The sequence below is a fragment of the Aromatoleum sp. genome, from assembly GCF_032027225.1.
Classification (GTDB): domain Bacteria; phylum Pseudomonadota; class Gammaproteobacteria; order Burkholderiales; family Rhodocyclaceae; genus Aromatoleum.
Map to the genome: position 1 here is coordinate 34,634 of NZ_JAVSMM010000024.1, position 24,248 is coordinate 58,881.

The 24,248-nt window shown below is 65.0% G+C and carries 27 protein-coding genes; 19 read left to right on the top strand and 8 right to left on the bottom strand.

The window, feature by feature from the left end; genetic code table 11:
- The first annotated feature begins 19 nt into the window (after positions 1–19).
- Genes ROZ37_RS19895 through ROZ37_RS19925 form a run of 7 tightly spaced genes read left to right on the top strand, consistent with a single transcriptional unit; the run spans position 20 to position 4,668 of the window.
- The gene (locus tag ROZ37_RS19895; protein ID WP_312662273.1) at positions 20–445 is read left to right on the top strand and encodes a transcription regulator; all 426 of its coding nucleotides are present in this window, start codon (positions 20–22) and stop codon (positions 443–445) included.
- Positions 446–454: 9 nt separating this feature from the next.
- A complete protein-coding gene (locus ROZ37_RS19900) occupies positions 455–1,729 on the top strand; it encodes a nitrous oxide reductase family maturation protein NosD (protein ID WP_312662275.1) in 1,275 nt (424 codons plus the stop codon).
- A complete protein-coding gene (locus ROZ37_RS19905) occupies positions 1,701–2,645 on the top strand; it encodes an ABC transporter ATP-binding protein (RefSeq protein WP_312662276.1) in 945 nt (314 codons plus the stop codon). The genes ROZ37_RS19900 and ROZ37_RS19905 overlap by 29 nt, the downstream gene beginning before the upstream one ends.
- A gap of 4 nt (positions 2,646–2,649) precedes the next feature.
- Complete coding sequence (locus ROZ37_RS19910; RefSeq protein WP_312662278.1) at positions 2,650–3,465, top strand: ABC transporter permease subunit; 816 nt, start codon at positions 2,650–2,652, stop codon at positions 3,463–3,465.
- A 32-nt stretch (positions 3,466–3,497) separates the two neighbouring features.
- Positions 3,498–4,031, top strand: a complete 534-nt coding sequence (locus ROZ37_RS19915; protein ID WP_312662280.1) for a nitrous oxide reductase accessory protein NosL — start codon at positions 3,498–3,500, stop codon at positions 4,029–4,031.
- A 2-nt stretch (positions 4,032–4,033) separates the two neighbouring features.
- The gene (locus tag ROZ37_RS19920) at positions 4,034–4,306 is read left to right on the top strand and encodes a hypothetical protein (protein ID WP_312662283.1); all 273 of its coding nucleotides are present in this window, start codon (positions 4,034–4,036) and stop codon (positions 4,304–4,306) included.
- Entirely contained in the window at positions 4,303–4,668 is a 366-nt protein-coding gene (locus ROZ37_RS19925) for a hypothetical protein (RefSeq protein WP_312662285.1), read from the top strand. Before ROZ37_RS19920 ends, ROZ37_RS19925 begins: the two co-directional genes overlap by 4 nt.
- Before the next feature lie 267 nt (positions 4,669–4,935).
- On the opposite strand, the gene ROZ37_RS19930 is transcribed toward ROZ37_RS19925, so the two are convergent.
- Entirely contained in the window at positions 4,936–5,457 is a 522-nt protein-coding gene (locus ROZ37_RS19930; protein ID WP_312662287.1) for a c-type cytochrome, read from the bottom strand.
- A gap of 264 nt (positions 5,458–5,721) precedes the next feature.
- Here ROZ37_RS19930 and ROZ37_RS19935 point away from each other — a divergent pair, with 264 nt between their 5' ends.
- The gene (locus ROZ37_RS19935; RefSeq protein WP_312662288.1) at positions 5,722–6,480 is read left to right on the top strand and encodes a DUF2189 domain-containing protein; all 759 of its coding nucleotides are present in this window, start codon (positions 5,722–5,724) and stop codon (positions 6,478–6,480) included.
- Between the two features lie 89 nt (positions 6,481–6,569).
- On the opposite strand, the gene ROZ37_RS19940 is transcribed toward ROZ37_RS19935, so the two are convergent.
- From ROZ37_RS19940 to ROZ37_RS19955, 4 genes are all read right to left on the bottom strand, one after another.
- The gene (locus ROZ37_RS19940; RefSeq protein WP_312662289.1) at positions 6,570–7,682 is read right to left on the bottom strand and encodes a hypothetical protein; all 1,113 of its coding nucleotides are present in this window, start codon (positions 7,680–7,682) and stop codon (positions 6,570–6,572) included.
- A 99-nt stretch (positions 7,683–7,781) separates the two neighbouring features.
- Positions 7,782–8,114 carry a metal-sulfur cluster assembly factor gene (locus ROZ37_RS19945; protein WP_312662290.1) on the bottom strand — a complete coding sequence of 111 codons (333 nt, stop codon included), beginning with the start codon at positions 8,112–8,114 and terminating at the stop codon, positions 7,782–7,784.
- Positions 8,115–8,193: 79 nt separating this feature from the next.
- A complete protein-coding gene (locus ROZ37_RS19950) occupies positions 8,194–8,550 on the bottom strand; it encodes a hypothetical protein (protein ID WP_312662291.1) in 357 nt (118 codons plus the stop codon).
- Positions 8,551–8,888: 338 nt separating this feature from the next.
- The gene (locus ROZ37_RS19955; protein WP_312662292.1) at positions 8,889–9,542 is read right to left on the bottom strand and encodes a ParA family protein; all 654 of its coding nucleotides are present in this window, start codon (positions 9,540–9,542) and stop codon (positions 8,889–8,891) included.
- Between the two features lie 137 nt (positions 9,543–9,679).
- Between ROZ37_RS19955 and ROZ37_RS19960 the strand changes: the two genes are divergently transcribed.
- The 9 genes from ROZ37_RS19960 (at position 9,680) to ROZ37_RS20000 (ending at position 18,449) form a co-directional block, all read left to right on the top strand.
- On the top strand, positions 9,680–10,105 hold the full coding sequence (locus ROZ37_RS19960) for a hypothetical protein (RefSeq protein WP_312662293.1): 426 nt from the start codon (positions 9,680–9,682) through the stop codon (positions 10,103–10,105).
- Between the two features lie 57 nt (positions 10,106–10,162).
- Positions 10,163–11,608, top strand: coding sequence for a hypothetical protein (locus ROZ37_RS19965; RefSeq protein WP_312662294.1), 1,446 nt, complete (start codon positions 10,163–10,165; stop codon positions 11,606–11,608).
- Positions 11,605–12,063: a hypothetical protein gene (locus ROZ37_RS19970; RefSeq protein WP_312662295.1), complete on the top strand. Its 459-nt coding sequence runs from the start codon at positions 11,605–11,607 to the stop codon at positions 12,061–12,063. Before ROZ37_RS19965 ends, ROZ37_RS19970 begins: the two co-directional genes overlap by 4 nt.
- The gene (locus ROZ37_RS19975; RefSeq protein ID WP_312662305.1) at positions 11,963–12,853 is read left to right on the top strand and encodes a PEP/pyruvate-binding domain-containing protein; all 891 of its coding nucleotides are present in this window, start codon (positions 11,963–11,965) and stop codon (positions 12,851–12,853) included. The genes ROZ37_RS19970 and ROZ37_RS19975 overlap by 101 nt, the downstream gene beginning before the upstream one ends.
- A 44-nt stretch (positions 12,854–12,897) precedes the next feature.
- Positions 12,898–13,224, top strand: coding sequence for a PEP-utilizing enzyme (locus tag ROZ37_RS19980; protein ID WP_312662296.1), 327 nt, complete (start codon positions 12,898–12,900; stop codon positions 13,222–13,224).
- Between the two features lie 95 nt (positions 13,225–13,319).
- Positions 13,320–13,661, top strand: coding sequence for a hypothetical protein (locus tag ROZ37_RS19985; RefSeq protein ID WP_312662297.1), 342 nt, complete (start codon positions 13,320–13,322; stop codon positions 13,659–13,661).
- A gap of 286 nt (positions 13,662–13,947) precedes the next feature.
- Complete coding sequence (locus tag ROZ37_RS19990) at positions 13,948–15,216, top strand: glycerophosphodiester phosphodiesterase family protein (RefSeq protein ID WP_312662298.1); 1,269 nt, start codon at positions 13,948–13,950, stop codon at positions 15,214–15,216.
- A 142-nt stretch (positions 15,217–15,358) separates the two neighbouring features.
- Positions 15,359–17,386, top strand: coding sequence for a bifunctional metallophosphatase/5'-nucleotidase (locus tag ROZ37_RS19995; protein WP_312662299.1), 2,028 nt, complete (start codon positions 15,359–15,361; stop codon positions 17,384–17,386).
- A gap of 304 nt (positions 17,387–17,690) precedes the next feature.
- Complete coding sequence (locus ROZ37_RS20000; protein ID WP_312662306.1) at positions 17,691–18,449, top strand: Sir2 family NAD-dependent protein deacetylase; 759 nt, start codon at positions 17,691–17,693, stop codon at positions 18,447–18,449.
- A gap of 31 nt (positions 18,450–18,480) precedes the next feature.
- Here ROZ37_RS20000 and ROZ37_RS20005 read toward each other — a convergent pair whose 3' ends face one another.
- Together ROZ37_RS20005 and ROZ37_RS20010 are read right to left on the bottom strand one after the other, a co-directional pair.
- Positions 18,481–18,978: a nucleoside deaminase gene (locus ROZ37_RS20005; RefSeq protein ID WP_312662300.1), complete on the bottom strand. Its 498-nt coding sequence runs from the start codon at positions 18,976–18,978 to the stop codon at positions 18,481–18,483.
- A 165-nt stretch (positions 18,979–19,143) separates the two neighbouring features.
- Positions 19,144–19,653 (bottom strand): hypothetical protein, encoded by a 510-nt coding sequence (locus ROZ37_RS20010; RefSeq protein ID WP_312662301.1) that lies wholly within the window; start codon positions 19,651–19,653, stop codon positions 19,144–19,146.
- Between the two features lie 646 nt (positions 19,654–20,299).
- On the opposite strand from ROZ37_RS20010, the gene ROZ37_RS20015 reads away from it, so the two are divergent.
- Both ROZ37_RS20015 and ROZ37_RS20020 read left to right on the top strand, forming a co-directional pair.
- A complete protein-coding gene (locus ROZ37_RS20015; RefSeq protein WP_312662302.1) occupies positions 20,300–21,406 on the top strand; it encodes an aminomethyltransferase family protein in 1,107 nt (368 codons plus the stop codon).
- A gap of 113 nt (positions 21,407–21,519) precedes the next feature.
- Complete coding sequence (locus ROZ37_RS20020; RefSeq protein ID WP_312662303.1) at positions 21,520–23,730, top strand: FAD-dependent oxidoreductase; 2,211 nt, start codon at positions 21,520–21,522, stop codon at positions 23,728–23,730.
- Between the two features lie 351 nt (positions 23,731–24,081).
- Here ROZ37_RS20020 and ROZ37_RS20025 read toward each other — a convergent pair.
- The coding region (locus ROZ37_RS20025; RefSeq protein WP_312662307.1) for an IS3 family transposase at positions 24,082–24,248 on the bottom strand (167 nt) is incomplete at its 5' end.

Genomic DNA, 24,248 nt, shown 5'->3' on the forward strand with positions numbered 1-24,248 from the left:
AGATCTGGAGATTACGACAATGGTCAATCCGACAATGCCGACCGATCCGGCAACGCCCTACCCGCACCGGGACAGCGCGTTCGCGATCCTCGGCGCCGAAATCTGGGACCACCTGTGGCCGTGGAGCCGCAAGGGCTTTCAACGGCAGCGCGCCATCCAGGCCGCGAGCCTCGCGCTCGCGCTGGCGGCGAGCCTCGCATGGGTGCTCGCCGCGATGGGCGAGTTGCCCGCCGGGGCAGTGATCGGCTGGTGGTTCGGCTGGAGCGTCTTCGAAGTCGTCGTGCGCCTCGGTTCCAAGCCCTACGTCAAGGAAGGTCCGTGGTGGGGCCGGCGCTATCGTGTCGCGAACACGATGGACATGATCTGCTACGTCGGCTTCAAGAACCTGCTGATCGGTGCGACGCTGTTCCTCGCGTTCAAGTCGCTGGGCCTGCTTGTACTTTAGGCCGTGCCGATGCGCCATTCGCTGTTCAAACTCGCGCTGTGCGCGGCACTTCTCGTTCATGGCACGGTGCACGGCGCCACGCTGCGCGTCGCCCCCGGCGAGTCGATCCAGGCGGCGATCGAACGCGCGGCAACGGGCGATGTAATCGAAGTCGAACGCGGCCATTACGTCGAGAACCTGCTGATCGCGAAGCCGCTGACGCTGAAGGGAATCGACCGTCCGACGCTAAGCGGAGGGATGAAGGGCGATACGATCCGCGTCACCGGCGAGGACGTGATCATCGAGGGCCTGATCGTGCGCGATTCCGGCGATCACCTCGGCGAGCAGAACGCCGGCATCTACCTGCGGCCGGGCGCACACCGTGCGATCGTTCGCAACTGCGAGCTCACGTACAACCTGTTCGGGCTTTGGATCGAAAAGGCGAACGACGTGTTGATCGAGAGCAACGTGATCACCGGCAAGCGCGACTACCGCTCCGCGCAGCGCGGCAACGGCATTCAGCTCTACAACACGACCGGCGCGCGCATCATCGGCAACCACATCAGCTTCGTGCGCGATGCGCTCTATGTCGATGTCTCGCACCGCGCCGTGTTCCGGGGCAATCGCCTGCACCACAGCCGCTACGGCACGCACTACATGAACTCCTACCACAACCTGTGGGAGGACAACGACGTCTATAGGAATCGCGGTGGCCTCGCGCTGATGGAGGTGCGCAATCAGGTGGTTCGCAACAACCGGGCCTGGGGCAACTCGGACCACGGCATCATGCTGCGGACGATTCAGGACTCGGTGATCGAGAACAACATCGTCGCCGGCAACCAGCGCGGTTTCTTCATCTACGACGCCGAGTACAACACACTGCGGGGCAATCTCGTCGTCGACAACATCGTCGGCGCGCACCTGTGGGCGGGGTCCAAGAACAACGTCGTCGAGCGCAACGATTTCATCAGCAATCGCGAGCAGGTCCGCTTCGTCGCTGCGCGTGACGAGCCCTGGGGCGTCAAGGAAGGCAATTACTGGAGCAACTATCTGGGCTGGGACCGCGACGGCGACGGCGTGGGGGACATACCGTACGAGGCGAACGATCTCGTCGACCGTCTTTCGTGGCAGCACCCGCTGATGAAACTGCTGCTCGCGAGCCCGGCCGTGCAGACTCTGCGCCTGGTCGGGCAGCAATTTCCGCTGCTGCGCGCGCCGAGCGTCGTCGACCCGAATCCGCTGATGCGACCGAAGCACGAACACTGGAGAAACTGGATTGGCAGGCACTTTCCCAGCCGCCGCTGAGCGTGGCACCGACGCCGTCGTCGCCGTGCGCGGTGCGACGAAACATTACGGGTCCGTCCGTGCCGTCGACGGCGTCGACCTCGACGTCGCTCGGGGCGAGCTTTTCGGGCTCATCGGACACAACGGGGCCGGCAAGAGCACGCTGTTCAAGATGATGCTCGGCCTCATCGCTGCGACCTCGGGCGACATCCGCATCGGCGGCGCCCCCGTGACCGGTAGCGGCTTCCGCGAAGTGCGGCGGACGGTTGGCTACCTGCCGGAAAACGTCGTCCTCTACGACAATCTCACCGGACTCGAAACCCTGCACTTCTTCGCCCGCCTGAAGCGCGTGCCAGCGAAGGAGTGCGGCGCAGCCCTCGAGCGGGTCGGCCTCGCGGCGGCCGCGAACCGGCGTGTGCGCGAGTATTCGAAAGGAATGCGTCAGCGTCTCGGCTTCGCGCAGGCCCTGCTCGGACGGCCGCGGATCCTGTTCCTCGACGAACCGACGACCGGCCTCGACCCCGAGGCGATCCGCGAGTTCTACCTGATCCTGCGCGGCCTCAAGGCCGACGGCGTGACGATGATCCTGACTTCGCACATCCTCGCGGAGATCCAGGAACGGGTCGACCGACTCGCGATCATGGCGGCGGGCAAAGTGCAGGCCACGGGCACTGTCCAGGCGCTACGCGAACAGATGGATCTGCCGCTGTGGTTCCGCGTGCGGCTCGCGCCGCCGGATTTCGAAAGCGTCCGCGCGGCGCTGTGCGAACTGCCGGTGCTCGCGGTTGAAGCGCGCGAGGACCACGTCGCCGTGCAGTGCCGGCGAGACCAGAAGATGGTGGTGATGCAGGCCCTCGCCTCGCTCGGCGAAAAGATGGTCGACCTCCACGTTCACGAACCATCGCTCGAAGACGTGTTCTTCGGTTTCTCGGACTAGAAGCATGGACCCGCGACAAATCGGCACGATCGCCGCCAAGGAATTCTGGGACCGCATCCGCAACCGCTGGGTGCTCGCCGTCGCGCTGGTGTTCACAGCGTTTGCGCTCGTCATCGCCTACTTCGGCGCGGCACAGCAGGGCACCGTCGGCTTCCGCTCGATCGAGGTTACGATCGCGAGCCTCGTCAGCCTCGTGATCTACCTGATCCCGTTGATTGCGCTGGTGCTCGGCTTCGATGCGATCGTCGGCGAGCGCGAACGGGGCTCGCTCGACCTGTTGCTGTCGATGCCGATCACCCGCCCCGAACTGCTGCTCGGGAAGTATTTCGGACTCGCCGCGGCGCTCGCCTTTTCGACCGTCGTCGGCTTCGGCCTCGTCGCGATCGTCCTGTCGGCGCAACTCGATCTCACCGCCCTCTTCCACTTCTTCGGCTTCGTCGGTAGCTCGGTGCTCCTCGGCATGGCGTTCCTGAGCATTGCGGTGATGCTGTCGGTGTTCGCCTCCGACCGCACGCGCGCGTCGGGCCTCGCGATCGCCACCTGGTTCTTCTTCGTGCTGGTGTTCGACCTGCTGCTGCTCGGCGTACTCGTCGTCACCGGCGGCAGCTACGGCGGCGACGCTCTTCCATACCTGCTATTGCTCAATCCGGCGGACGTCTTCCGGATTCTCAACATCTTCACGCTCGACGACGTCCGGACGCTGTACGGACTCGCGACTGTTTTCCCCCGCGCGCTGGCGGAGCCGTGGCTGCTCACCCTGGTGATGCTCGCGTGGATCGTGGCACCGCTCGGTGTCGCCAGTTGGAGATTTCGCAAATGAACGCTCGACTCGAATCGAGGCCGCAGTCCCGAATGAATCCCCTGCGCAGCCCGCTTCTTCGCAACCTCCTCGTGATCTGCTTTGCGACGACGCTGCTCGCGGCATGCGGCAAGTCCGAACAGACTACGGCCCTGGTCCCGGTCGAAATCGACCGCAGCACTTCGTGCTCGCTCGACGGCATGCTGCTGGCCGACTATCCCGGCCCGAAAGCGCAGATCCACTATGCCGATCGACCGGAGCCCGAGTTCTTCTGCGACACGGTCGAGATGTTCTCCATCTACCTGAAGCCCGAACAGGTCCGCCCCGTGCGGGCGCTGTTCGTCCAGGACATGGGCAAGGCCGACTGGAATGAGCCGAAGAACAACTGGATCGATGCGAAGAACGCGTGGTACGTCCATGGGAGCTCCCGTCCCGGCTCCATGGGACCGACGATCGCGTCGTTCGCGTTCGAAGGCGACGCCCAGAAGTTTGCCGCCGAATACGGCGGCAAAGTGCTCGCGTTCGCCGACGTCACACCCGACCTGGCGGTGACGGACGGTGGCGTACTCCATGACCAGAGTATGTAAACATGCCCGTCTTCTACGAAAACTTCGAGCCCGACGACGCAGTCCAGCTCGAGCAGCTCTCCCGCCTGATCTATGAGCTGCGCGAGAACCGCGAGACGATACTCAAGAGCTACGGCGTAGCCGACGAAATCGCTCTGCTCGAAGGCATCTATACCGGAAAGCTCCCGGAGCATCCGGCGTACGAGCACTATCTCGGTGCGCGGATCCTTCACGACACACGCGAGACGGTTCGTGCGCTGCTCGCGGAATGCCTCAAGGAGATCGGCCGCAAATGAGCCTCCACATCGAACTCGCCGCGGCCGTCGACCAGGCGTTCGGGCAACGGCTCGCCCGACCTGCGGAGCAAAAGCAGGACGCGGTCGTCGTCGCCCTCGACAACGGAGTCACGCTGACAGTGCGCTACGCGGCGCCCGACGCGTACTCTCTGCGGTGGTCGTACGGCGATGCCGAAGCGGGCATCGACACTGCGCCGCTGCATCGCGAGCTCGCCACCTTTCCGAATCACCTCCACGACGCGAACGGTGCCCTGCGTCCTGACCCGGTCACCGGACCCGAGCACGCACCGACCGACAACGTGGTCAGACTGGTTCAGGCGCTGCTCGACGACCCGACGCTCGGGATCCTCGACAAGGGCTGAAGGGGCTCCGCCGATCGCGGCCCCTTTTCGCATTGATTCCGGTGAACATGTGCGCGTGACGGGCAATAGGACGATGCGGATTGCCGTCGAGCTTCACCGTGGCCGCGGCCGCGGTGAAACCGGAAACTAAGCGGACGCCTGAGCGCACCTCATACCCTTTTTGAATCTGCGCCCTTCGCGAGCGCCGTCGTACAAAAAAAACGGGAACCGCCGAAGGCGTTCCCGTTTTCTCGCTGGCCCCGCTGTTACGGCCCGGCTTCAGTGTGATCAGCTCGACTTCCCGACCATGTAATCCACGGCCGCCTTGACTTCGTCATCCGTCAGTGAGGCGCCGCCGCCACGCGGGGGCATCATGCCCTTCTGGCCAGTGAAGCCCTCGAGCGCGTGCTTGTAGAGCGTCTCCTTGCCCTGGGCGATACGCGGGCCCCAGTCGGCCTTGTCGCCAGGCTTCGGTGCCCCGGCAACCCCTGCCGCATGGCAAAGCGAGCAGACCTTGTTGAACACGCTCGCCCCGTTCGCGCTTGCGGTTCCTCCCGCCGCGGCGCCGGCCGCAGCGCCTCCGCTTGCTGCGCTATCCGGGGCTGCGGGCGCTGTCGTCGCCGGCTCTGCCGGGGTTGTCGGCTGCGCCGGGGCTGCAGGTGCTTCGGGAGCCGGAGCGGGCGCGGGCGACGTTTCGGGAGCGGTGGTTGCAGGCGCTGCAGGGGCCTCTGGCGCCTGGCTTTCCTTCTGTCCACATGCCGACAAAAGGACCGCAAGCGAGGCGGCCAGAACGAACGTGGTTTTTTTCATCGAAATCTCCTTTTATGCCGGGGTCAAATGAGCGATCTCCGGTGCGAACCGAAGATCATATTCACTGCGTTGGCACGTGAAATTGATGAGCGTCAAGTCAAAAAGTTCACTTTCGTTGCCGGGAATTACGGTTTAACCCGGAGCACGAACGACGATCCCCGGTAGTTCGGTGTGCTTTCCTTTCGGGAATTGACCTGCATCGTGGTTTCCGCACCCGCATCGACATAGCCTTACCGTTGATTCGACTCGACGCCCGAGACTTCAATGGCCCGTTCTCGCCCGGTACCGACGTACATTCCGCCCACGCAGGTGTTCGCGTCGGTCATCGCCGGCGCGCGCCTTTTCGCTCGCGCGCCGGCGATCAGCATGGCATTCTCCGCGGCATTCGCGATCATCGGCATTGTTCTGCTGACGGCGGTGATCCGCCTGGGCTTCGCCCCGATGACGGTCCCGCTGATCGGCGGGTTCATGCTCGTCGCGCCATCGCTGCTCGCCGGATTTTTCGCGATCGCACGGGCGATTGACGAAGGTCGGCGCCCGAGCGTTCGTGACATCAGCCGGGGCTTCCGGAACACCACGCGCGACCTCTGGGGCCTCCTGCTCGTGTGCGGGTTCCTGTTCGTGATCTGGATCACCGATGCAGGCATCCTGTACAGCTTCATGGTCGGGGGGCGGGACACCAGCGGCGCACTGTTCCCCCTCTCGGGAACCGTGCTGCGATACCACCTCGGCGCTGCGGTCGCCGGCGGATTTTTTGCGCTGATCGTGTTCTGCGTGACGGCTTACGCGGTGCCGCTGATCATCGACCGCCGCGAAAACCTCGTCGTCGCCGTCACCGCCAGTGTCCGGGCGGTGTTCCGCAGCTTCGCGGCAAACGTCCTGTGGGCCGCGTTGCTCGCCAGCCTGGTCATCGCCTCGATCATCGTCCCGCTCTTGCTGACAATCGTCCTCCCGATCACCGCATATGCGACCGAGTCGCTATATCGGGCGGTCTTCCCGCCCGAGAGCGGGAACATGGAGTGAGCGTCTGCGAGCTGCCGCCGTAGCGAAGACATCGGCTCCGCGAGCGCGGCTGCAGTGGAGAGGTGAAGTTTGTAAGGTGCTTCAACCCTTCAGCGCGTGTCGCCCCGAGGCCCCGTTCGACTTCCGGGATGCTGCCGACGCCCGCGCACGACGCTCGTCACCATCGTCACGATGAAGAGCAGCAGCGCGAACGCATTCGCGAGCGCGCCCTGCTGTCGCCACACGAAGTCGTCGCTGCCGTTGCCGAGCACCCGGAGCGCAAGCGACGCATGCAGGACGATCAAGGGCAGGTAGAACACCGGGTGGTAGGGAATCCGGACCTTCGCGACCGCCGGAAAGATGATCGGCGCGTGCCCGAACACCATCGAGAACACGAAGCCGAGCACGATCGCATGCAGCGCGGCATCGCGCATCGCGGCGTCGGGGACGAAGTTGCCCACGATCCCGAGCAGCGCGCCGATCGCGAGCCAGACATAACCCGCCAGCAGGCAGATTGCGATAAAGCGCGTGAGGCCCCGTTGCCGAGCGTTGTGCCGCGCGATGTCATACCGCAGCAGCCATGCGGACAGGGCGAGCAATCCGCAAGCGAAAACCCTGAGGCCCGCCCCTTCGGTCCAGTGGCTCGCCAGGGCTCCGGCCAGCAGGATGACGACGCTGGCGACGAAAAGCGGCGCTGCGGCCGGACGGGCTGGCAGGAAGCGGGTCAGTTCGAGCCGCTCGCCGGCAATCGTCAGCACGAGAAAGCCGAGCCACCACGGAATCGCCGCCTGGACGAGGCCGGTCGCAAGCCACACGAGGTTCCCGATGAGCCAGCTCGCCGCGCCCAGCGCGAGAACGACCGTAAACAACACGATCTGACGCTGCAACACCACGACGCTTCCGGCGAGAAGGGTCAGCCCGCCGCCGACGAAAAGCCACTGAGCGGCGATCGTCGGGAGGCCGCCGAGCAGCGTCAGTCCGCCGAGCCCCGCGAGCGCCGGCGCCAGGTAAGGCCAGAACCGCCCGAGCGCCACCGCGCGTTCGAGGCTGATGACCGTTCCGAAGAACGCCGCGATCATGAGCGCGCCATGGACGCCTGCCTGCGCCGAAGCAGGCGCCGGCACGTCGACGGCCAGCCGCGCGAGGCCGCCGAGCACACCGGCGAGCAAGGAAAGCATCGCGAGCGCGAGCAATGGGAAACGCGCGAGGGTACGGAGATTCATCGAATCTTGCGGTCGGTCGGTGAAGGATTTCACGTGGCCTTCAAGGGCGGCGTGAAGCGACGAGTGACGACGCGCGGCAGCGCGTGTGCCGGAAGACGGCTAGCGGTCGCGCTGCCAGCCGAAATGTTCGCGGGCTGCCTCGTTCATCATCCCGGGGTTCCAGGGCGGCTCCCATACGAGTTGCACGACGACGGGGATGTCCTCGGGAAGCGCCGCTTCGACCGCAGCGTTGATGTCGTCCATGATCATGTCGCCCATGGGACAAGCCGGAGACGTCATCGTCATCTCGATCAGCACCTGCCCCGCGCTCACGTCGATGCGATATACGAGCCCGAGGTCGACGATGTTGACGCCGACCTCCGGGTCGATGACTTGTCGCAGAATCGCCCGCACCGATTCGACATCGGGGACGGACGCAGAAGGGGTCGCCATGCTCATGCCTCGTTTTCGGAACCTCGAAGAGGCACTATTACCGCATGTTTCCGGAGGAGGCGCCACCCCGGGACACGATTCAATGCTTCTTGCTGCGCTTTCCCTTGACGACGACCGGAAGCGCGTCGAGAACCGCGACCTGCTCCGTCACGCTGCGTTCGGCGAGGAGCTTGAGTCCGGCGCGCAGCACTTCGGATTTCGACGCCAGCCGTCCGGCCTTGCCGAGCTCGACGCGCAGCGACTTGAGCTGATGATGCTCGCTCGCCGGGATCGAGAACGAATCACGGATGACCTTCCCGGCTTTCTCCTTTTTTTCGCTCGGCGTCGGAGCTTGCGGGGCGGCGGCCTTCCCGCCTCCCTTTTTCGTTTCGGGCGCCGCTTCTACCGCAGGAGCGGCGATCACGGCCGCGGCCGCCTTCTCAATCGCCTTCGACACGGCCTTCTTTCTCGGGACCGGTTTTGAAGGTTTGGCCACCGGCGCTTCCGCTGCGGCTGCTCGATCCACCGCGGGACGCTCGACCGTCTTCGACTTGCGAGCCGTCGTCGCCCGCCTGGATCGCGCGGACTCCTCCGAAACCGGCTGGGTCGGGACGGGAGCGACGGAGGCGACGGAGGCCGACGCCGGCGCAAGCGCAGCCGAGATCGCCACCGCAGGGTTCACTTCCGTCGGAACTACGGTCGCGACCGGGGCCGCGAGCCGTTCGACAGCGCCGCGTCTTCCTGCTTCAATGCGGCGCGAAGCGCCGAGCGGCTGTTCGTTCTTGTACTCATTTTCTATCTCCCTAATTGATTCAGAACCGCCGTTACGAGGCGGTCGACTTCGCCCTGCGCCGCTGCGGCAGCTTTCCCGAGGTCATACACTGAACCACCCCGAACAGCGGATTCCGCATAGGCGTTGCGCTGGGACAACGCGGCGCCGAGCACCGGCAGCGAGAATTCGCGCATTACATCGAGCACGTCGCCAGCGAGCACGGTGCGCGTCACGCGGTTCGGAACGAGGGCTCCGCGCAGCGCCGGACGCTCGCCCATGCGATTGACGATCAGCCTTTCGATCGCTCGCGTCGACCACAGGTCGGTGGGGCTCGGCACGACCGGTATCAGCGCGAGGTCGCATACGTCGAGCGCGGCGACCGTGTGCGAATGTTCGATCGAAGGCGGACAGTCGAGCACGACGAAATCATTGACCCGCTCGAGAGGGGCGAGGGCGCGACGGATCTGCGCCGCGTCACCGGCCAACCGCGCCAGCTCCATGACGGCCTTCGCGTCGGCCGATTCGATCCAGCGCGATGCGCTTTCCTGGGCGTCGAGATCGCCGACGCAGACCCGAAACCCGCGCAGCGCAAGGCCGGCGACGAGTTGCATCGTAAGGGTGGTCTTGCCCGAGCCCCCCTTCTGAGAGACCAGGGCGATGATGTTCGCTTTGCCCATCGTCGATCCATTGGGTAATAACTTATTATTCTATCGCTCGATCCGTCCCGCAAGCGGCGTCACCTCACTTTGGATGAAGAAGGCCCTTTGCACGTCACGCGCCGGTAACTTCGCGCGCCCATACTCGGCGTCGGAACATGGTCGAGGTCGGGGCAAGCGGCGGAAATCGAATCCCTGCCGAACCCGGGTCGCTAATGCTCGTTAACCTTCACGCGATCCCGGCGCCCGACGCCGACTGCCGCAAACAGGCCTTCGCGCCGACCGGTGCGGTTTCGCCGAATCGCCGGTGCCTGGCTGATCAACTGTGGAGAATCGCCATGGATCCCATCCTGCTTGCCGAACACCGGGCGGCCGACGACCCGGATTTCGCCGCCCTGCTCTCCGAGTTCCTCGCCGCGCTCGAACATCACGGAAATTTCGATCTCGGACGCCTCTACGAGATCTCGTACGACGATTTCGAGATCCTTCTCGGTGTTCTCTACCGCTGGCGCCTCCAGCGGTTTTGCCCGGACGTCTTGCGCCGCCTCCGCCCGCAGCACGAAAACAATCCCTTGCCAAGCTGAATACGGCTGTCAGCAGTCGGCCCCGCCTTCGTCACCGTCAATTCGCCTGAAGCCAAAATGGAAAAGGGCGACGTCGTCGCCTCGCTCGGTCAGCTCCAGTTGCTGCGTCCCGCACGGGTCCGCAGCGCGCTCGTGGCGAACGACCGTCTCAAGCTCTACCTGACGGTCCTCCAGGCGGCCCTTGCGCACGCCGACAAGCCCTCCGCCGCCCGCCTGGACTTGTCGCGCGAGTTCGCTGCCGCCCAGGTCAAGGCGCCCTGGCTGCAGGATCTGCCCGCGAATGCTTATCGGGACGGGAACATCCTTCACGTACCCGACCTTCCGCGGGCCGCTTCGCTGCTGCGCGAGGACCTCGCCGTCATGGCGCGCCCGCTCGTCGAGGGTGACCGGACGCCGTCGCCGGAACTCGCCCCGCGCGTCGCGCGCTGGTCCGTCTGGCTCGAGCAACTGACCGGTGACGGACTCGGGCCGGACGAGATGCACGCCCTCACGAACGGAAATCGCCACGGCGACGAGGACAGCTTCCATCTGCTCGTGATGGACCTTCACAAGGCGCTGAATCGTCTCGCCGCGGAGCTTTCGGACGAGACGATCGACGGCGCCCACGTCTGGTCGTTGGGTGAGGAGGACCGGGTCCGCGTAGCCGCCTTCATGCGCGGCATCAATCGCACGCGCGACCTGAAGCTGAACCACCCGGGACTCGATACCGCGGCGATGCGGGATGGCGCGCGGCTGTTGTTGCAGAACGATATCGGGACCAACGACGCGCACGTGCTCGTCATCCAGGTCGAGGATACCCGCGTCGCGTTGACGTACTCCGATCTTCACCGCCGACGGTTTCGATTCTTCCAGTCGATGCTCGCGGAACTCGGCGCGCAGTGGTCGGCCCCCGTGTTGCGCAGCACCGAAGGACTCAACGCAGGAGACGCCTTCGAAGTCGGCACCGCGACGTTCGACTGCGGCGACGAAGATGCGCTTCGCGAGACCCTGGAGTCGCTCGGCGCGCGGATCGTGTTTCTCATCGACTGGAACCGTGCGCGCAAGCGTCTCGAACTGCTCGTCACGAAAGCCGACGCGCTCGCCGTGCTCGCCGAAGGAGCACGGCGCGAAGTCGGGCACATGGGATGGCTCGCATGTGGCGGCGAGCGGCTCGTCTTCGGCGCGATGCAGGCGCTCGGCCCGGACTATTTCCAGATCGGCGACCGGCCCGACCAAGTGCTGGGCAGCGATCAGGCGCGCGAATTCCTGGTGCAGGTGCTGTCGGTGCCGTTCGCGAGCGCCAGTCCGCCTCGATGGTCGCCGATGACACCCGCCTGCTGCTGGTGCGGCGCATGCATCCGCGCGACGAGTTCGATCTGCTCAATGAGCACGCGGCCTACTGTCACGCGCTCGCCGAAGCGCTGCGGGACGGGCTCGCCCACGGGGTCGAGCGCGATCGCAACGCCGCGGAGAAGCTCGCGGCGCGTGCGAAGGAATGGGAACATCAGGCGGACCAGCTCGTGACTCGTGCGCGGACCTGGGCCGAGCAGCATCAGCGCTGGCAGCCGTTCGCGACGCTGATCGAGGGCGCCGACGATGTGGCCGATGCGCTCGAGGAGGCGGCCTTCCTGCTTACGCTTATCGCCGACGATCATCACAAGGGCTGGCACGGCGAAGTGCGTCGGGTCATGCAGGCGCTGGCCGATGCGGTGCTCGCCGCCACCCAGGATCACGTCAGGGCGCTCGCGATCGCCGGTGCACTCGACGATAAGAGCAATGCCGAGGACCAGGAGGACTTCGTCGCCGCGCTGTGGCGGGTGCTGAACGCGATCCGGTGCGCCGGTGTCGATGCCGGGGATGCTCGAAACGGTCCTCGACATCGGACTCACCGACGACACCCTTCCAGGATTCGTGCAGCTCACCGGAAATCCTCGCCTCGCGTGGGATGCCTATCGCCGCCTCGTCGCCGGTTACGGTGAAGTCGTCGCCGGCATCGATTCGGCCTGTTTCGAAGCCGATCTGCGGACGATCACCGGCAAGGCGGAGGAGCGGGAGTTCGATTTCGCCGAGCTCCGCGCCCTCACGCGACTGCATCTCGCCACCTACGCGCGCGAAGCGGGCCAGCCCTTTCCGCAGGATCCGCAAGTGCAGCTCGAGGCCGCGATCGACGCCGTGTTCGCGTCCTGGAACAGCGCCAAGGCGCAGGCCTACCGCCGGATGCACGACTTGTCGTCCACGCTGGGCACGGCGGTCACCGTGCAGCAGATGGTGTTCGGCAACGCGGGCGGAATGTCGGGTGCCGGCGTCGGCTTCACCCGCAATCCGAGCACGGGCGAGCCCTCGCCGTGGGTCGACTTCCTCTTCAACGCGCAAGGTGAAGATGTGGTCGGCGGGCGCCGCTCGGCTGCCGGGCATGAGGAACTCGCGGCGGTCGCGCCAAGGGTGTGGGAATCCCTGTCGGGCATCGCGGACCGGCTCGAGCATGCGTTCGGCGACATGCAGGATTTCGAGTTCACGGTGCTGGATGGCCGGCTGTATCTGCTGCAGACCCGCAGTGGCAAGCGCACGCCGCAGGCGGCCGCCCGCATCGCGCTCGACCTGCACGACGCCGGCGTCATCTCGAAAGACACGGCCCGGGAACGCACCGTCGGACTCGACGCGAAGCGGCTCGCGCAGCGAACCGTCGTCGCCCGGGACGGCAAAGCGCTCGCGCCGCTGACGCGCGCGACGTCGGCCGCAACGGGGTCGCGTGCGGCGAAGTCGTGCTGAGCGAATCACGCGCACGGGAAAGGCACGCCGCCGGCGTCCCGCTCGTGCTTGTCCGTGCACACGCCGACACCCACGACATCGATGCCCTCGCCCTGTCCGACGGACTTCTTACGCGCCAGGGTGCGCGCACCTCGCATGCGGCGGTCGTAGCACGACAGCTGGGCAAGGTGTGTCTCGTCGGCTGCGACGCGCTCGTGATCGACGAGGCGGAACGGTCCATCCGATTCGGGACCACCGTGCTGAGCGAAGGCGACCTCGTCACCATCGATGGCAATGACGGTGCGATCTACGGCGGTGAGATGCGCGTCGAAGAGCGCGTGCCGCACGAACTCGTCGCACGCCTCGCACGGCTCGCGGCGGACGAAGCCTGAGTCTCGCTGGCAGTTCGAGCTGCCGCTGCCGACACGGTTGTCGCCCGGGCCTGCACCCCCTACGCTCGAGCGGGACTGCCGGTCGAGGCCCTGACATGCTGTTGCAACCATACCTGCTTACAGTAGCGGCTGTTGCCACCGCCATTCCGACCGCGATGAATACCCAGACCGATCCCGCACTGCCTGTCGAGCCGCTGCGTTATCATACGCACAGCCCCGGCGGCCTGTTTCGCCCCATCACTTTCGGTTTCGTCACCCCGAGGATGTGCTCGGGGATTCTCGAAGAGCGCCACCGCATCCTGAACCTCGTTCCGCGATCACGTCTGGCCGAACAAGTCGTGCTGTTCGGGCGCTACGACCCGCAACAGAGCGCGGAACGCTTCCAGGCCCTTCTGCGGCCCTTCCTCATCGACTCGGCCAAACTCCAGATGGCGTGATCGTCACCCCCGCGGGCATCCACGGCCTGCCCGCCGGGGCATTCGCCTGCCCCGAGCGCGTTCCCCGGCAACCTGCCATTTCCGCTGCCAAATCGGCCGTACGGAGCGACGCGATGTCGCTCCGCTTCGCGAGGCGACATGCGCCGGGTCCGCGATCCGTGGCGCCCCTTCATCGGCGAGCAACAAACAGCGAATAGCGTAGCGGACGCGTTTACCGCGTGCCGATTCCATCGTCACGTTCCCTCCCGCAATCCGCTGTTCTTACGTCGAGGAGCTCAACGTGCGCATGACTCTGAACGACCTGATGTTGCTCACCGCCCTTGCCACCGCGTCGCCCGCGACCTCGTTCGCCGGCCAGGGCGCGGAATCCGGAGCGAACTACAACCGGGGCGGCGACAGCATCCAGCTGGGTCCCCGCCCCTTCTTTCTGGTGAACGACATGGCGGACAGCGCCCTTCGGCAGACGCTGCTCGCCTGCTCCGATGGGCCGTTCAAGCGCAGTGACTTTTCCATCGGCTACCGCGGCGCGCCATTGCAGTTTCCCGAGCACACTCGCGAATCCTACGAGGCTGCCGCGCGAATGGGCGCCGGCATCGTTGAATGCGACGTCGTCTTCACGAAGGACAAGGAACTCGTCTGCCGTCATGCGCAGAACGACCTCCATTCGACGACGAACATCCTCGCGATTCCCGAACTTTCGGCCAAATGCACGCGCCCCTTCACGCCGGCGATCTTCGCCCCGGACGGCAAGCTCCTGACGCCCGCGAATGCCGAGTGCCGGACGAGCGACATCACGCTCGCGGAATTCAGGATGCTGCGCGGCAAGATGGACGCGTCGAACCCGCGGGCGCGGACCGTCGAGGAATACATGGGCGGGACGGCCAACTGGCGCACCGACCTTTATGCCGGCCCGACGAGCGGCACGCTGATGACGCACAAGGAGAGCATCGCGTTGTTCGAGCAGATGGGCGTCAAGATGACGCCCGAGCTCAAGAGTCCGGCAATGCCGATGCCGTTCGACGGCTTCACGCAACAGGCGTACGCGCAGAAGATGATCGACGAGTACAAGGCGGCCGGCGTGTCGCCGCGCAAGGTATGGCCCCAGTCCTTCGACCAGCGCGACGTGCTGTACTGGATCGCGAAGGAACCCGCGTTCGGCGAGCAGGCGGTCTATCTCGACGACGCCGAAACGGAAGCCGACCTGCCCGCAGCGGACGAACTGGCGGCCTACAAGGCAGTCGGCATCAACATCGTCGCGCCGCCGATCTTCGCGCTGCTCGCGGAGGGCGCGTCGGGCGACATCGTGGCGTCGGCTTATGCACGCGACGCGAAGGCGGCCGGTCTCGACATCATCGCGTGGACGCTGGAACGCTCGGGCGTGCTCGCCGACGGCAAAAACGGCTTCTACTACCAGAGCTTCGATTCGGCGGTCGATCGCGAAGGCGACATGCTGGAGGTGGTCCACGTCCTCGCCGACGAGGTCGGTGTTCGCGGCATCTTCAGCGACTGGCCTGCGACTGTCACCTACTACGCGAACTGCATGGGCCTGCGCTGACGGGGCGGTTCGACGACGAACGGGCGTGCGGCCTCCCGGTCTCGCGCGCCGGCGTCGGCCCTCGCTGCGCCTACTTCACCCTCACCTCTGCGCGAGACCGTACCGGCACGCAGCCGGTTCGCCGCCACCCCGGAGTTCCCCGATGCGCGCCACGTCCAAGCTCGTTGCCGCCGCCGTCACCCTTGCGATCACGCCCAGTGTGTTCGCCGCCTCACCGCTGTGCGGGGGCGCGATCCGTATCGGCGAAGGTGCCGCGGCGATTGTCACTGCAGTTGCCGATCGGGCGGTCGGCGATCGCTGTCTCGCGGACCTGATCGTGGACACCGCCGCCGAAGGCGCCCGCTACGCGAATCACGGTGAGTTCGTCGCCGAGCTGACGCGCCTCGTTGCCGGATGGCGGGCAAGCGACGTGATCGACTCGCGGGAAGCCGCGGTGCTGACGAACGCGGCCGCCCGGTCACAGGTCGGCAAGACCACGACGGTACGCGTAATCGCCTTCAACGATTTCCACGGCAACATCGACGGCGCGGGTTTGACGCTGCGCAGCGACGCCGATGGTCTCTTCGTGACGCTGCCGACCGGTGCCCGCAGCGGCGTTCCGGCGGGCGGCGCCGATTTCCTCGCCGGGCTCGTACGCCAGCTGCGGCAGGGCGCGCCGTACAGCGTGGTCGTCTCGGCGGGCGACCTGATCGGCGCAAGCCCGCTGAATTCCGCGCTGTTCCATGACGAGCCGACGATCGAGTCGATGAACCGCGTCGGCCTCGACTTCAACGCGGTCGGCAACCACGAGTTCGACGAAGGCAAGGACGAGCTGTTGCGCCTGCAGAACGGCGGCTGTCACCCGACCGACCCGAACTCGTGCCAGGGCGACAAGGTCGGCACTCCCTACCCGTTCGAAGGCGCCGCATTCGAGTTCCTCGCCGCAAACGTCGAGGACGGCGCGACGGGCACGACGCCGTTCCCGCCCTACGGCGTCCGCGAATTCGGCGACATCCGCGTTGCTTTCATCGGACTCACGCTGCGCGCCACGCCGTCGATCGTCACGCCATCGGGCATTGCCGGCCTCGAGTTCCGCGACGAGGCCGAAACGGTGAATGCGCTCGTGGCCGAGCTCAGGCGCGAGCGCGTCGAAGCGATCGTCGTGCTGGTGCATGAAGGCGGCTTCGCGCCGGGCAGCATCGACGGCTGCAGCGGCGCGGCCGGCCCGATTGTCGACATCGTCGCGAGACTCGACGACGCGGTCGATCTGGTCGTTTCGGGCCACACGCACCAGGCCTACAACTGCCGGCTGCCGAATGCCGCGGCGAGGGCCATCCCGGTTACGAGCGCAGGCGCTTTCGGTCGTCTGGTGACCAGCATCGATCTGACCCTCGACACCGACTCGCGCGATGTCGTCGCCGCACATATCGAAAACCGGCTCGTCGACCGGACGAACTTTCTCAATGCGGGAGAGCCGATCGCGCCGGCCGAAGACGTCGGTGCGATCATCGCGGCGTACAACGCCCTCACCGAGCCGATCGCCAGTCGCGTCATCGGCACGATCGCCGCAGACATCACGCGGACCGCGAACGCCGCTGGGGAATCGGCACTCGGCGACGTGATCGCCGACGCACAACTCCTCGCGACGTCTGCGGCCGAACGCGGCAGCGCGGTCGCAGCCTTCATGAATCCGGGGGGCATCCGCGCCGATCTCGTGCATGCGGCCAGTGGCGGCGAAGGGGACGGGCGCGTCACTTACGGCGAGGCATTCACCGTGCAGCCATTCGGCAACAGCCTCGTCGTCAAGACGCTCACCGGACAACAGGTCTACGACCTGCTCAACCAGCAATGGGCGCCGAACCAGCCGTCGGGCGGCCGCATTCTGCAGGTGTCGGAAGGCTTTTCGTATCGCCATCGCTTCACCCCGAACTCGAGTCCGCTCGGTGGCGATTACGTCTGCGACGGCTCGATTTCACTGAACGGCGTACCGATCGACAAGAGCGCGAGCTATCGCGTGGCGATGAACTCCTTTCTCGCCACCGGCGGCGACAACTTCGGCGTGTTCAACCTCGGGCGCGAATCCCTCGGCGGTGAACTCGACGTCGACGCGCTCGAAGCCTACTTCGCGACGCACGCGGCCGTATCGCCGGGGCCGCAGGACCGGATCCAGCGCGTGACTGCCTGCGACTGACGTCGCGCGGCGCACAGATCAGCGCGCGTTTCGTCGACGCCGAGGGGTCGGTCGCTCGAACATTCGCCCTGATCCGGACCCCGTCGGCAGACCTCCGCCGACCCGGGGTCGACGAGGCTTCGCCGGCCGAGACCCGCTCCCCCCGCACCAGGCGAAGGAGGGGCTGCCCCGCGGCACGCAACGTGCTCGCAGCGGACACCTCGGTCGACGTACCATTCGCGCCATCATGCATTCAGATCCGATTCTTCGCGCCGCACAACTCCTCTCCACCGCCGACGGCCTGCTGATCACGGCCGGGGCGGGCATGGGAGTCGATTCCGGTTTGCCCGACTTTCGAGGCACCGAGGGCTTCTGGAAAGCCTACCCCGCCCTCGCCCACGCCGGCACCAATTTCCAGGCGATCGCGAATCCTGCCGCATTCGATGCCGATCCAAAACGCGCCTGGGGTTTCTATGGGCATCGGCTCGCGCTGTACCGAAAAACCGTGCCCCATGCGGGCTTCGAGCTGCTTCGGGCGATGGCCGGCCGCCTGCCGCATGGCGCATTCGTCGTGACGAGCAACGTCGACGGCCAGTTCCAGAAGGCCGGCTTTGTCGAAGAGCGGATCCTGGAAATCCACGGCTCCATCCATCACCTGCAATGCTGCGGGAGATGCGATGAATCCCTGTGGTCCGCGAGCGGCATCGAACCCGAAACCGACGACGAACGCTGCGAATGGATCGGCAACACGCTCCCGCGATGCGGTCGCTGCGGCGGCCTCGCACGACCGAACATCCTGATGTTCGATGATGCTGCATGGGTCGATGCTCGCGCCGAAAAGCAGCACGAGCGCTTCGATGCTTGGTCGCAGAAGGTGGCCGCCCCGGTCGTGATCGAACTCGGCGCCGGCGTCGACCTGCCATCGATCCGTTGGATTGGCGAAGGCAGCGGCTGGCCACTGATCAGGATCAACCCGCGCCATGCGCAGACCCGGGGCAAGGCCGCCGTGAGTGTGCCCGTCGGAGCGCGGCAAGGCCTGGAACTCATCGCGAGGTCGTTCGCGCACCTCGCGGATGTCTTGTAAGCCGACTCCGCGACCCCGCCAGCGTCGTCCGTCAGGTTTTTTGCCCGCCCCTTCGATTCCCGTAGTGCCGGACGTGGAGCTCACGGATCGCGTCGGCGAACTCGGGGAATGGTCCGTCGACCGTGACATGTGGCGCAAGCTCCTGAATCGGTAGCGCCTTCACCGGCCCCGGCGGCACCCCGAGTTCCGCGAGCCATTCGGCGAACTGACCGGACGACGTGGCATAGACGATCCGGCCCAGCCCGACCCATGCATGCGCGGCGGCGCACATCGGGCAATGCTCGCCCGACGTATACACCGTCGCCTTCGCGCGCTCGTCCGGTGTCATGTTCGCCGCCGCCCAGCGCGCGAGTTCGAATTCCGGATGTCGCGTCGCATCGCCGCCGGAAACCCGGTTCCGGTCCTCGGCCAGCACCCGTCCGTCCGCGGCAACAAGCACCGAGCCGAAAGCCTCGTCCCCGGCCGCCAACGCCTCCGCCGCGAGTTCCACGCAGCGCCGCAGGTGCTGCAGATCCATGTCGTTCGCCATCTGTCCTCCTCCCCGATCGTGTTCCTCCGGGAAGGATAGACGACGAGTGCGGATGGCGATGCCGGTCGAACATCGCGCCGGCCTGGTCCCGTTCGCCGAAAAGCTCGACCTGCCAACGACCTCGGCCACTCGTGCCGGAGGTCGATGGCGTTCCGACCCGACCCGTTATTGAGCCTCGCGAATCGGCTGCCAGTCCGGGTGATCGAAATACCGGCCGTAATCATTCAGCGCCGCGACGATCGGCGCGACACCCTGATCCCGCGCCGTGCCCTCGGCCTTGCCGCCGAATCGGTCGGCGCCCAGCTGCAACTGGACGAGGAGCTCGTGCAGGACGCGGTCACCTTCGGGATCGAGCTTGCAATTCCCGACGATGTATTCGATCTGCTGATTCACCGCGGTACCGACCGCGGCGTAATGCCCATTGCCGAATTGGCCGGATCGGATCAGCGGAATGTAGGGCTCGAAGACCTTACGAATGGTCGTCATTCCCTGGCGCAGTGGCGCGTCGGTCGCGATCCGGTCGGCACCGACCGCGGTCGTCTGCGCTTGCCCGGCTGGCACTGTCGCGGCGGTCGCGGTTCCGGTCTCTGCGGCCGACGAAACGGGGATCGATCCGAACATCGCCAGTCCCGTGACGAGTGCAAAGGCGGAAAGATGAAATTTGGTGCGCGTCATGATTGTCTCCTCGTGCGACTGATGGATGGCCGGAGCTCGACCATGTGGCCATTCTCTGAGAGCCAGGCTGAACGGACACTGAAGGACCGATTCAGCCAATATTCAGAATTCGAGCGGACTTCGGGGGACGATATCTCCGCGTCAACTCCGGGACATTTCGGGACTTTCCCCACGAACGTGTTCCGCATCGCGCACCAATCGCGAGTAATCGGCCATTCGGGCCTACCTCCCGGGTGGTAACCACAGGTGAGAATTGCTGCTTCGTCCTCCCGACTCCCAGAATTCGTTTCGTCGCCCACCACATTTTCATTCTCCGGAACAACTCGGTTGTAGCGAAATTGCATTTCGCACCGGCATTTTATTGCCCTCGCCGGCGATCGACTCCGAAAACATCCGGAAAAGGGAATGTCGATTGCAATTGAAGGAGACCGGCGACCCGACATTTGTGAATGGAAATTTCCGCGCCGGGAGCATCAGGAATTCATCCGCTCGCGAGGAATTGACGAGCGGCGAGCGTTATTAGAACTGAAGGACAGGAGGAATAAGTTATTAGCTGTCGATACATCGCGTTTGAATAAGCGATAACCGGTTCACCCAGGCAGGATTTAATTCCCACGAGCACTCGAAAAGCTGAAGGAGTTCGGGTATGCGAAAAAACGAATTGAACGTGCGCCATCGCGCTTTGGGGTCGGATCTCGGAGGCGGAGCGTACAACGACATGGCCGTGCCATGGACGTACGCGACGGACGCGTTCGACGAAGTGGCAGCGACGCGCAATCGGATCGGTCTCTTCGACGTATCCGCGGTCCATACGGCCATCGTGTCGGGTCCCGACGCCGACCGCGTCGTGGATCACCTCGTCTCGTGTGACTGCCTGTCGATGGCGCCCGGCACCGGGCAAGTCGGAAGCGAACTCGACGACGCCGGCAGGATCGTCGACGACATCATCGTCCAGCGGGATGCAGCGGACACGTTCCGGCTGTGCCACGGCGGCGGCGCCACGCCGGCTAACCTCCTGGCGAGTGCGGAAGGCCGCAATGTCCAGGTCCGCTGGGACGACGATGTGAACCTCATCGCTGTGCAGGGACCGCGCACCCGCGCGGCGCTGCAGCCTCACTGCTCGCTCGATCTTTCGCGCCTGAAGTGGTTCGACCATGCGGAAGCGAAGCTTTTCGGCCGCGACGTGCGGATCTTTCTCGGCGGCTTTACCGGCGAATACGGCGTCGAGATCTACTGCCGCTCGGCGGACGCGCTGCATATCTGGGACGCGGTCGTAGAAGCAGGCGAGGTGCACGGGCTGATGCCCGGCTCCTGGACCGCGCTCAACGCGCTGCGCATCGAATCGGGTTTGCTGTTCTACCCACTCGACATGCCCGAGGGCGACACGACGCCGTGGGAGGTCGGCATGGGATGGACGGTTTCGACCAAGGGCGAATATCGCGGGAAGCAGGCTGTGCTCGCAGCCAAGGGCAAGGAGCGCTTCAAGCACGGCGGAATCTGGGTGAAACACAAGGCCGCGGTCGAGCCGGGAGCACGAATCCTTCTCGATGGGCAGGACGTCGGGATCGTCACCAGCCCGTCCTATAGCCAGCATTTGATGCAGTCGATCGCCCTCGCCCATCTGCAGCCCGCTGCGCAAGCGATCGGCACGGCAATCCAGGTACGCAATCCGGACGGAAGCGTGTTCGACGGCAAAGTCGTGCGCTGCCCCTTCTACGATCCGATGCGGGTTCGGGCTTCGGGCGGGAATTGAGCGTCGAAATGAATCCGTCACGAATATCCGGTTTCACGCGTTTCGTTTGTCTTGCCAGGTAGTCGGGAAAGTCGATTCACAGTCGAAGTCCACACCAAGGAGGTTCAGCAACCATGGCTCGCGATCCGAGATTTGACATCCTATTCACCCCGGTCCAGATTGGCTCGAAGACCATTCGCAATCGCTTCTATCAAGTGCCGCATTGCAACGGCGCGGGCACCAATCATCCCGGCATGAACATGGCCCACCGCGGAATCAAGGCCGAGGGCGGCTGGGGTGCGGTCAATACCGAGCAGTGCTCGATTCACCCCGAATGCGACGACACGCTGCGGATCACGGCCCGGATCTGGGATCAGGGCGACATGCGCAACCTGCGCGCAATGGTGGACCATGTTCACAGCCACGGTTCGCTCGCCGGTTGCGAACTGTTCTATGGCGGACCTCATGCGCCGGGGCTGGAGTCGCGCACGATCTCGCGCGGTCCGAGCCAGTACAACTCCGATTTCGCGACGGTGCCGGGCTGCCCCGGGTTCACCTACAACCACGAAGCGGACAAGGACGAACTCCTGCGCCTCCAGCAGCAATACGTGGACGCGGCGCTGCGCGCGCGCGACTCCGGATTCGATCTCATCAACGTGTATGGCGCCCACGCTTACGGGCCGATGCAGTGGCTCAACCCGTATTACAACCGCCGCACCGACGAATATGGCGGCAGCTTCCAGAACCGCGCGCGCTTCTGGATCGAAACGCTCGAAAAACTGAAAAAGGCCCTGAACGACGATTGCGCCCTCGTCACCCGCTGTGCAGTCGATACGCTATATGGCAACAAGGGCGTCGAAATCGGCGAGGACGGCCTGAAGTTCGTCGAGATGGCTTCGCCCTACCTCGATCTGTGGGACGTGAATATCGGCGACATCACCGAATGGGGCGAAGACGCGGGGCCGTCGCGCTTTTACCAGATCGGACACGAAAACGACTGGATCCGCTTCATCAAGCAGGCGACGAGCAAGCCGGTGGTCGGCGTCGGGCGCTATTACGATCCGGAGAAGATGCTGCAGGTGGTGTCGTCCGGCATCGTCGACATCATCGGCGCCGCGCGGCCGTCGATCGCCGATCCGTGGCTTCCGCGCAAGATCGACGAGGGGCGTGTCGACGATATCCGCACCTGCATCGGGTGTAACGTCTGCATCTCGCGCTGGGAGATGGGCGGCGTGCCGTTCATCTGCACGCAGAACGCGACGGCCGGCGAGGAATACCGCCGCGGATGGCACCCGGAGAAATTCGAGCCGGCAAAATCGGACCAGGACGTGCTGATCGTCGGCGCCGGCCCTGCCGGTTCGGAATGCGCCCGGGTGCTGATGGAGCGCGGCTACGTCGTTCACCTCGTCGACGCGCGCGACAAGATCGGCGGTTACGTGAATGAAGTCGCGACCCTGCCGGGTCTGGCGGAATGGAGCTACCACCGCGACTATCGCGAAACGCAACTGCAGAAGTTGACGAAGAAAAACAAGAATTGTCAGGTCGCCCTCGGCGTGAAACCGATGACGGCCGACGACATCCTTGCCTACGGCGCCGCGCGCGTCATCATCGCCACGGGCGCGAAATGGAGCACTACCGGCGTCAACCACCGTACGCACGAGCCGATTCCGGGTGCGGACGCGAATCTGCCGCACGTGCTGACGCCCGAGCAGGTCTTCGAAGGCAAGAAGCAGGTCGGCAAGCGGGTGATGATCGTCAACTACGATCCGTACTACATGGCCCCGAGCCTCGCCGAGAAGCTCGCCCGCGCGGGTCACGAGGTCACCGTTGCCACCGTCTGCGCGCTCGGTGCTTACATGGATTTCACCCTCGAAGGCGCGAACATGCAGCGGCTCATCCGTGAACTCGACATCAAGGTGCTTGGCGAAACCGGCTGCTCGCGGGTCGAGCCGGGACGGGTCGAGCTCTTCAACATCTGGGGCGAAGGCTACAAGCGCGAATTCAAGGGCACCGGCCAATTGCCGCGCAAGGCCAACGACACCCACCAATGGCACGACTGCGACACCGTGATCCTGGTCACTTCGCGACGCTCCGAAGACAAGCTGTATCGCGAATTGAAGGCGCGCAAGGATGAGTGGGCGAAAAACGGCATCACCGACGTATTCGTGATCGGAGACGCCGAGGCACCCCGGATCATCGCGGACGCGACTTTCGATGGCCACCGCCTGGCGCGCGAAATCGAAGACAAGGATCCGCAGCATCAGAAGCCGTACAAGCGCGAGCAGAAGGTGTGGGGCGTCGCCTACAACCCGGGCGAAAACCCCGAACTCGAGTGGCGGCTTTGATCGAAGTAATTCGTTTTCATAAGTAGTGCTCGATCTTGTGATCGAAGCACGGAACGGATCGCCGCGCGGGTAGCGCGGCGATCCGGTACAAATCAATTTCCCCACGACGTGAGCAAGAAACCGTCGGCCCGATCCTATACATGCGGTGTCCCTGCCGCCGTCGTAGAGGCGCCCTCTGAATCGTGCTTGGGTTGACTGTCCTGACGCTGAATTCCTGCGTCCTCTGTTTCGAGAAACAGCGCGCAGCATCCGTGTGGCAGAGCGAGCGGCCCCTAACAGGGTGTTGATTTACGATAAATCCTAGTATTGGCGGATATTTCAGGGCTGATATAATGAATCGCCCCGGGTTTCCTAGACGGTCCCGTTCTTCAAAAAATACTGCCGCTCGAACTCTACCGGCGAGAGCTGGTTGGTGAAACCGTGGCGTCGTCGTGGGTTGTAGAAGAGCTCGATGTAATCGAACACATCCGAGCGCGCCTGCGCCCGATCCGTGTAGATCTTTCGCTTGATCCGCTCGC

Excerpts from the sequence above, each read along its gene's own strand:
- ROZ37_RS19925 (WP_312662285.1), top strand. The coding sequence starts at position 4,303 with ATGAGCCTCCACATCGAACTCGCCGCGGCCGTCGACCAGGCGTTCGGG.
- ROZ37_RS19940 (WP_312662289.1), bottom strand. The coding sequence starts at position 7,682 with ATGAATCTCCGTACCCTCGCGCGTTTCCCATTGCTCGCGCTCGCGATG.
- ROZ37_RS20000 (WP_312662306.1), top strand. The coding sequence starts at position 17,691 with ATGGGAGTCGATTCCGGTTTGCCCGACTTTCGAGGCACCGAGGGCTTC.
- ROZ37_RS19990 (WP_312662298.1), top strand. The coding sequence starts at position 13,948 with ATGACTCTGAACGACCTGATGTTGCTCACCGCCCTTGCCACCGCGTCG.
- ROZ37_RS19910 (WP_312662278.1), top strand. The coding sequence starts at position 2,650 with ATGGACCCGCGACAAATCGGCACGATCGCCGCCAAGGAATTCTGGGAC.
- ROZ37_RS20005 (WP_312662300.1), bottom strand. The coding sequence starts at position 18,978 with ATGGCGAACGACATGGATCTGCAGCACCTGCGGCGCTGCGTGGAACTC.
- ROZ37_RS20020 (WP_312662303.1), top strand. The coding sequence starts at position 21,520 with ATGGCTCGCGATCCGAGATTTGACATCCTATTCACCCCGGTCCAGATT.
- ROZ37_RS19895 (WP_312662273.1), top strand. The coding sequence starts at position 20 with ATGGTCAATCCGACAATGCCGACCGATCCGGCAACGCCCTACCCGCAC.
- ROZ37_RS19960 (WP_312662293.1), top strand. The coding sequence starts at position 9,680 with ATGGTCGAGGTCGGGGCAAGCGGCGGAAATCGAATCCCTGCCGAACCC.
- ROZ37_RS19930 (WP_312662287.1), bottom strand. The coding sequence starts at position 5,457 with ATGAAAAAAACCACGTTCGTTCTGGCCGCCTCGCTTGCGGTCCTTTTG.
- ROZ37_RS19995 (WP_312662299.1), top strand. The coding sequence starts at position 15,359 with ATGCGCGCCACGTCCAAGCTCGTTGCCGCCGCCGTCACCCTTGCGATC.
- ROZ37_RS20010 (WP_312662301.1), bottom strand. The coding sequence starts at position 19,653 with ATGACGCGCACCAAATTTCATCTTTCCGCCTTTGCACTCGTCACGGGA.
- ROZ37_RS19985 (WP_312662297.1), top strand. The coding sequence starts at position 13,320 with ATGCTGTTGCAACCATACCTGCTTACAGTAGCGGCTGTTGCCACCGCC.
- ROZ37_RS19900 (WP_312662275.1), top strand. The coding sequence starts at position 455 with ATGCGCCATTCGCTGTTCAAACTCGCGCTGTGCGCGGCACTTCTCGTT.
- ROZ37_RS19965 (WP_312662294.1), top strand. The coding sequence starts at position 10,163 with ATGGAAAAGGGCGACGTCGTCGCCTCGCTCGGTCAGCTCCAGTTGCTG.
- ROZ37_RS19945 (WP_312662290.1), bottom strand. The coding sequence starts at position 8,114 with ATGGCGACCCCTTCTGCGTCCGTCCCCGATGTCGAATCGGTGCGGGCG.
- ROZ37_RS19955 (WP_312662292.1), bottom strand. The coding sequence starts at position 9,542 with ATGGGCAAAGCGAACATCATCGCCCTGGTCTCTCAGAAGGGGGGCTCG.
- ROZ37_RS19915 (WP_312662280.1), top strand. The coding sequence starts at position 3,498 with ATGAATCCCCTGCGCAGCCCGCTTCTTCGCAACCTCCTCGTGATCTGC.
- ROZ37_RS19920 (WP_312662283.1), top strand. The coding sequence starts at position 4,034 with ATGCCCGTCTTCTACGAAAACTTCGAGCCCGACGACGCAGTCCAGCTC.
- ROZ37_RS20015 (WP_312662302.1), top strand. The coding sequence starts at position 20,300 with ATGCGAAAAAACGAATTGAACGTGCGCCATCGCGCTTTGGGGTCGGAT.
- ROZ37_RS19935 (WP_312662288.1), top strand. The coding sequence starts at position 5,722 with ATGGCCCGTTCTCGCCCGGTACCGACGTACATTCCGCCCACGCAGGTG.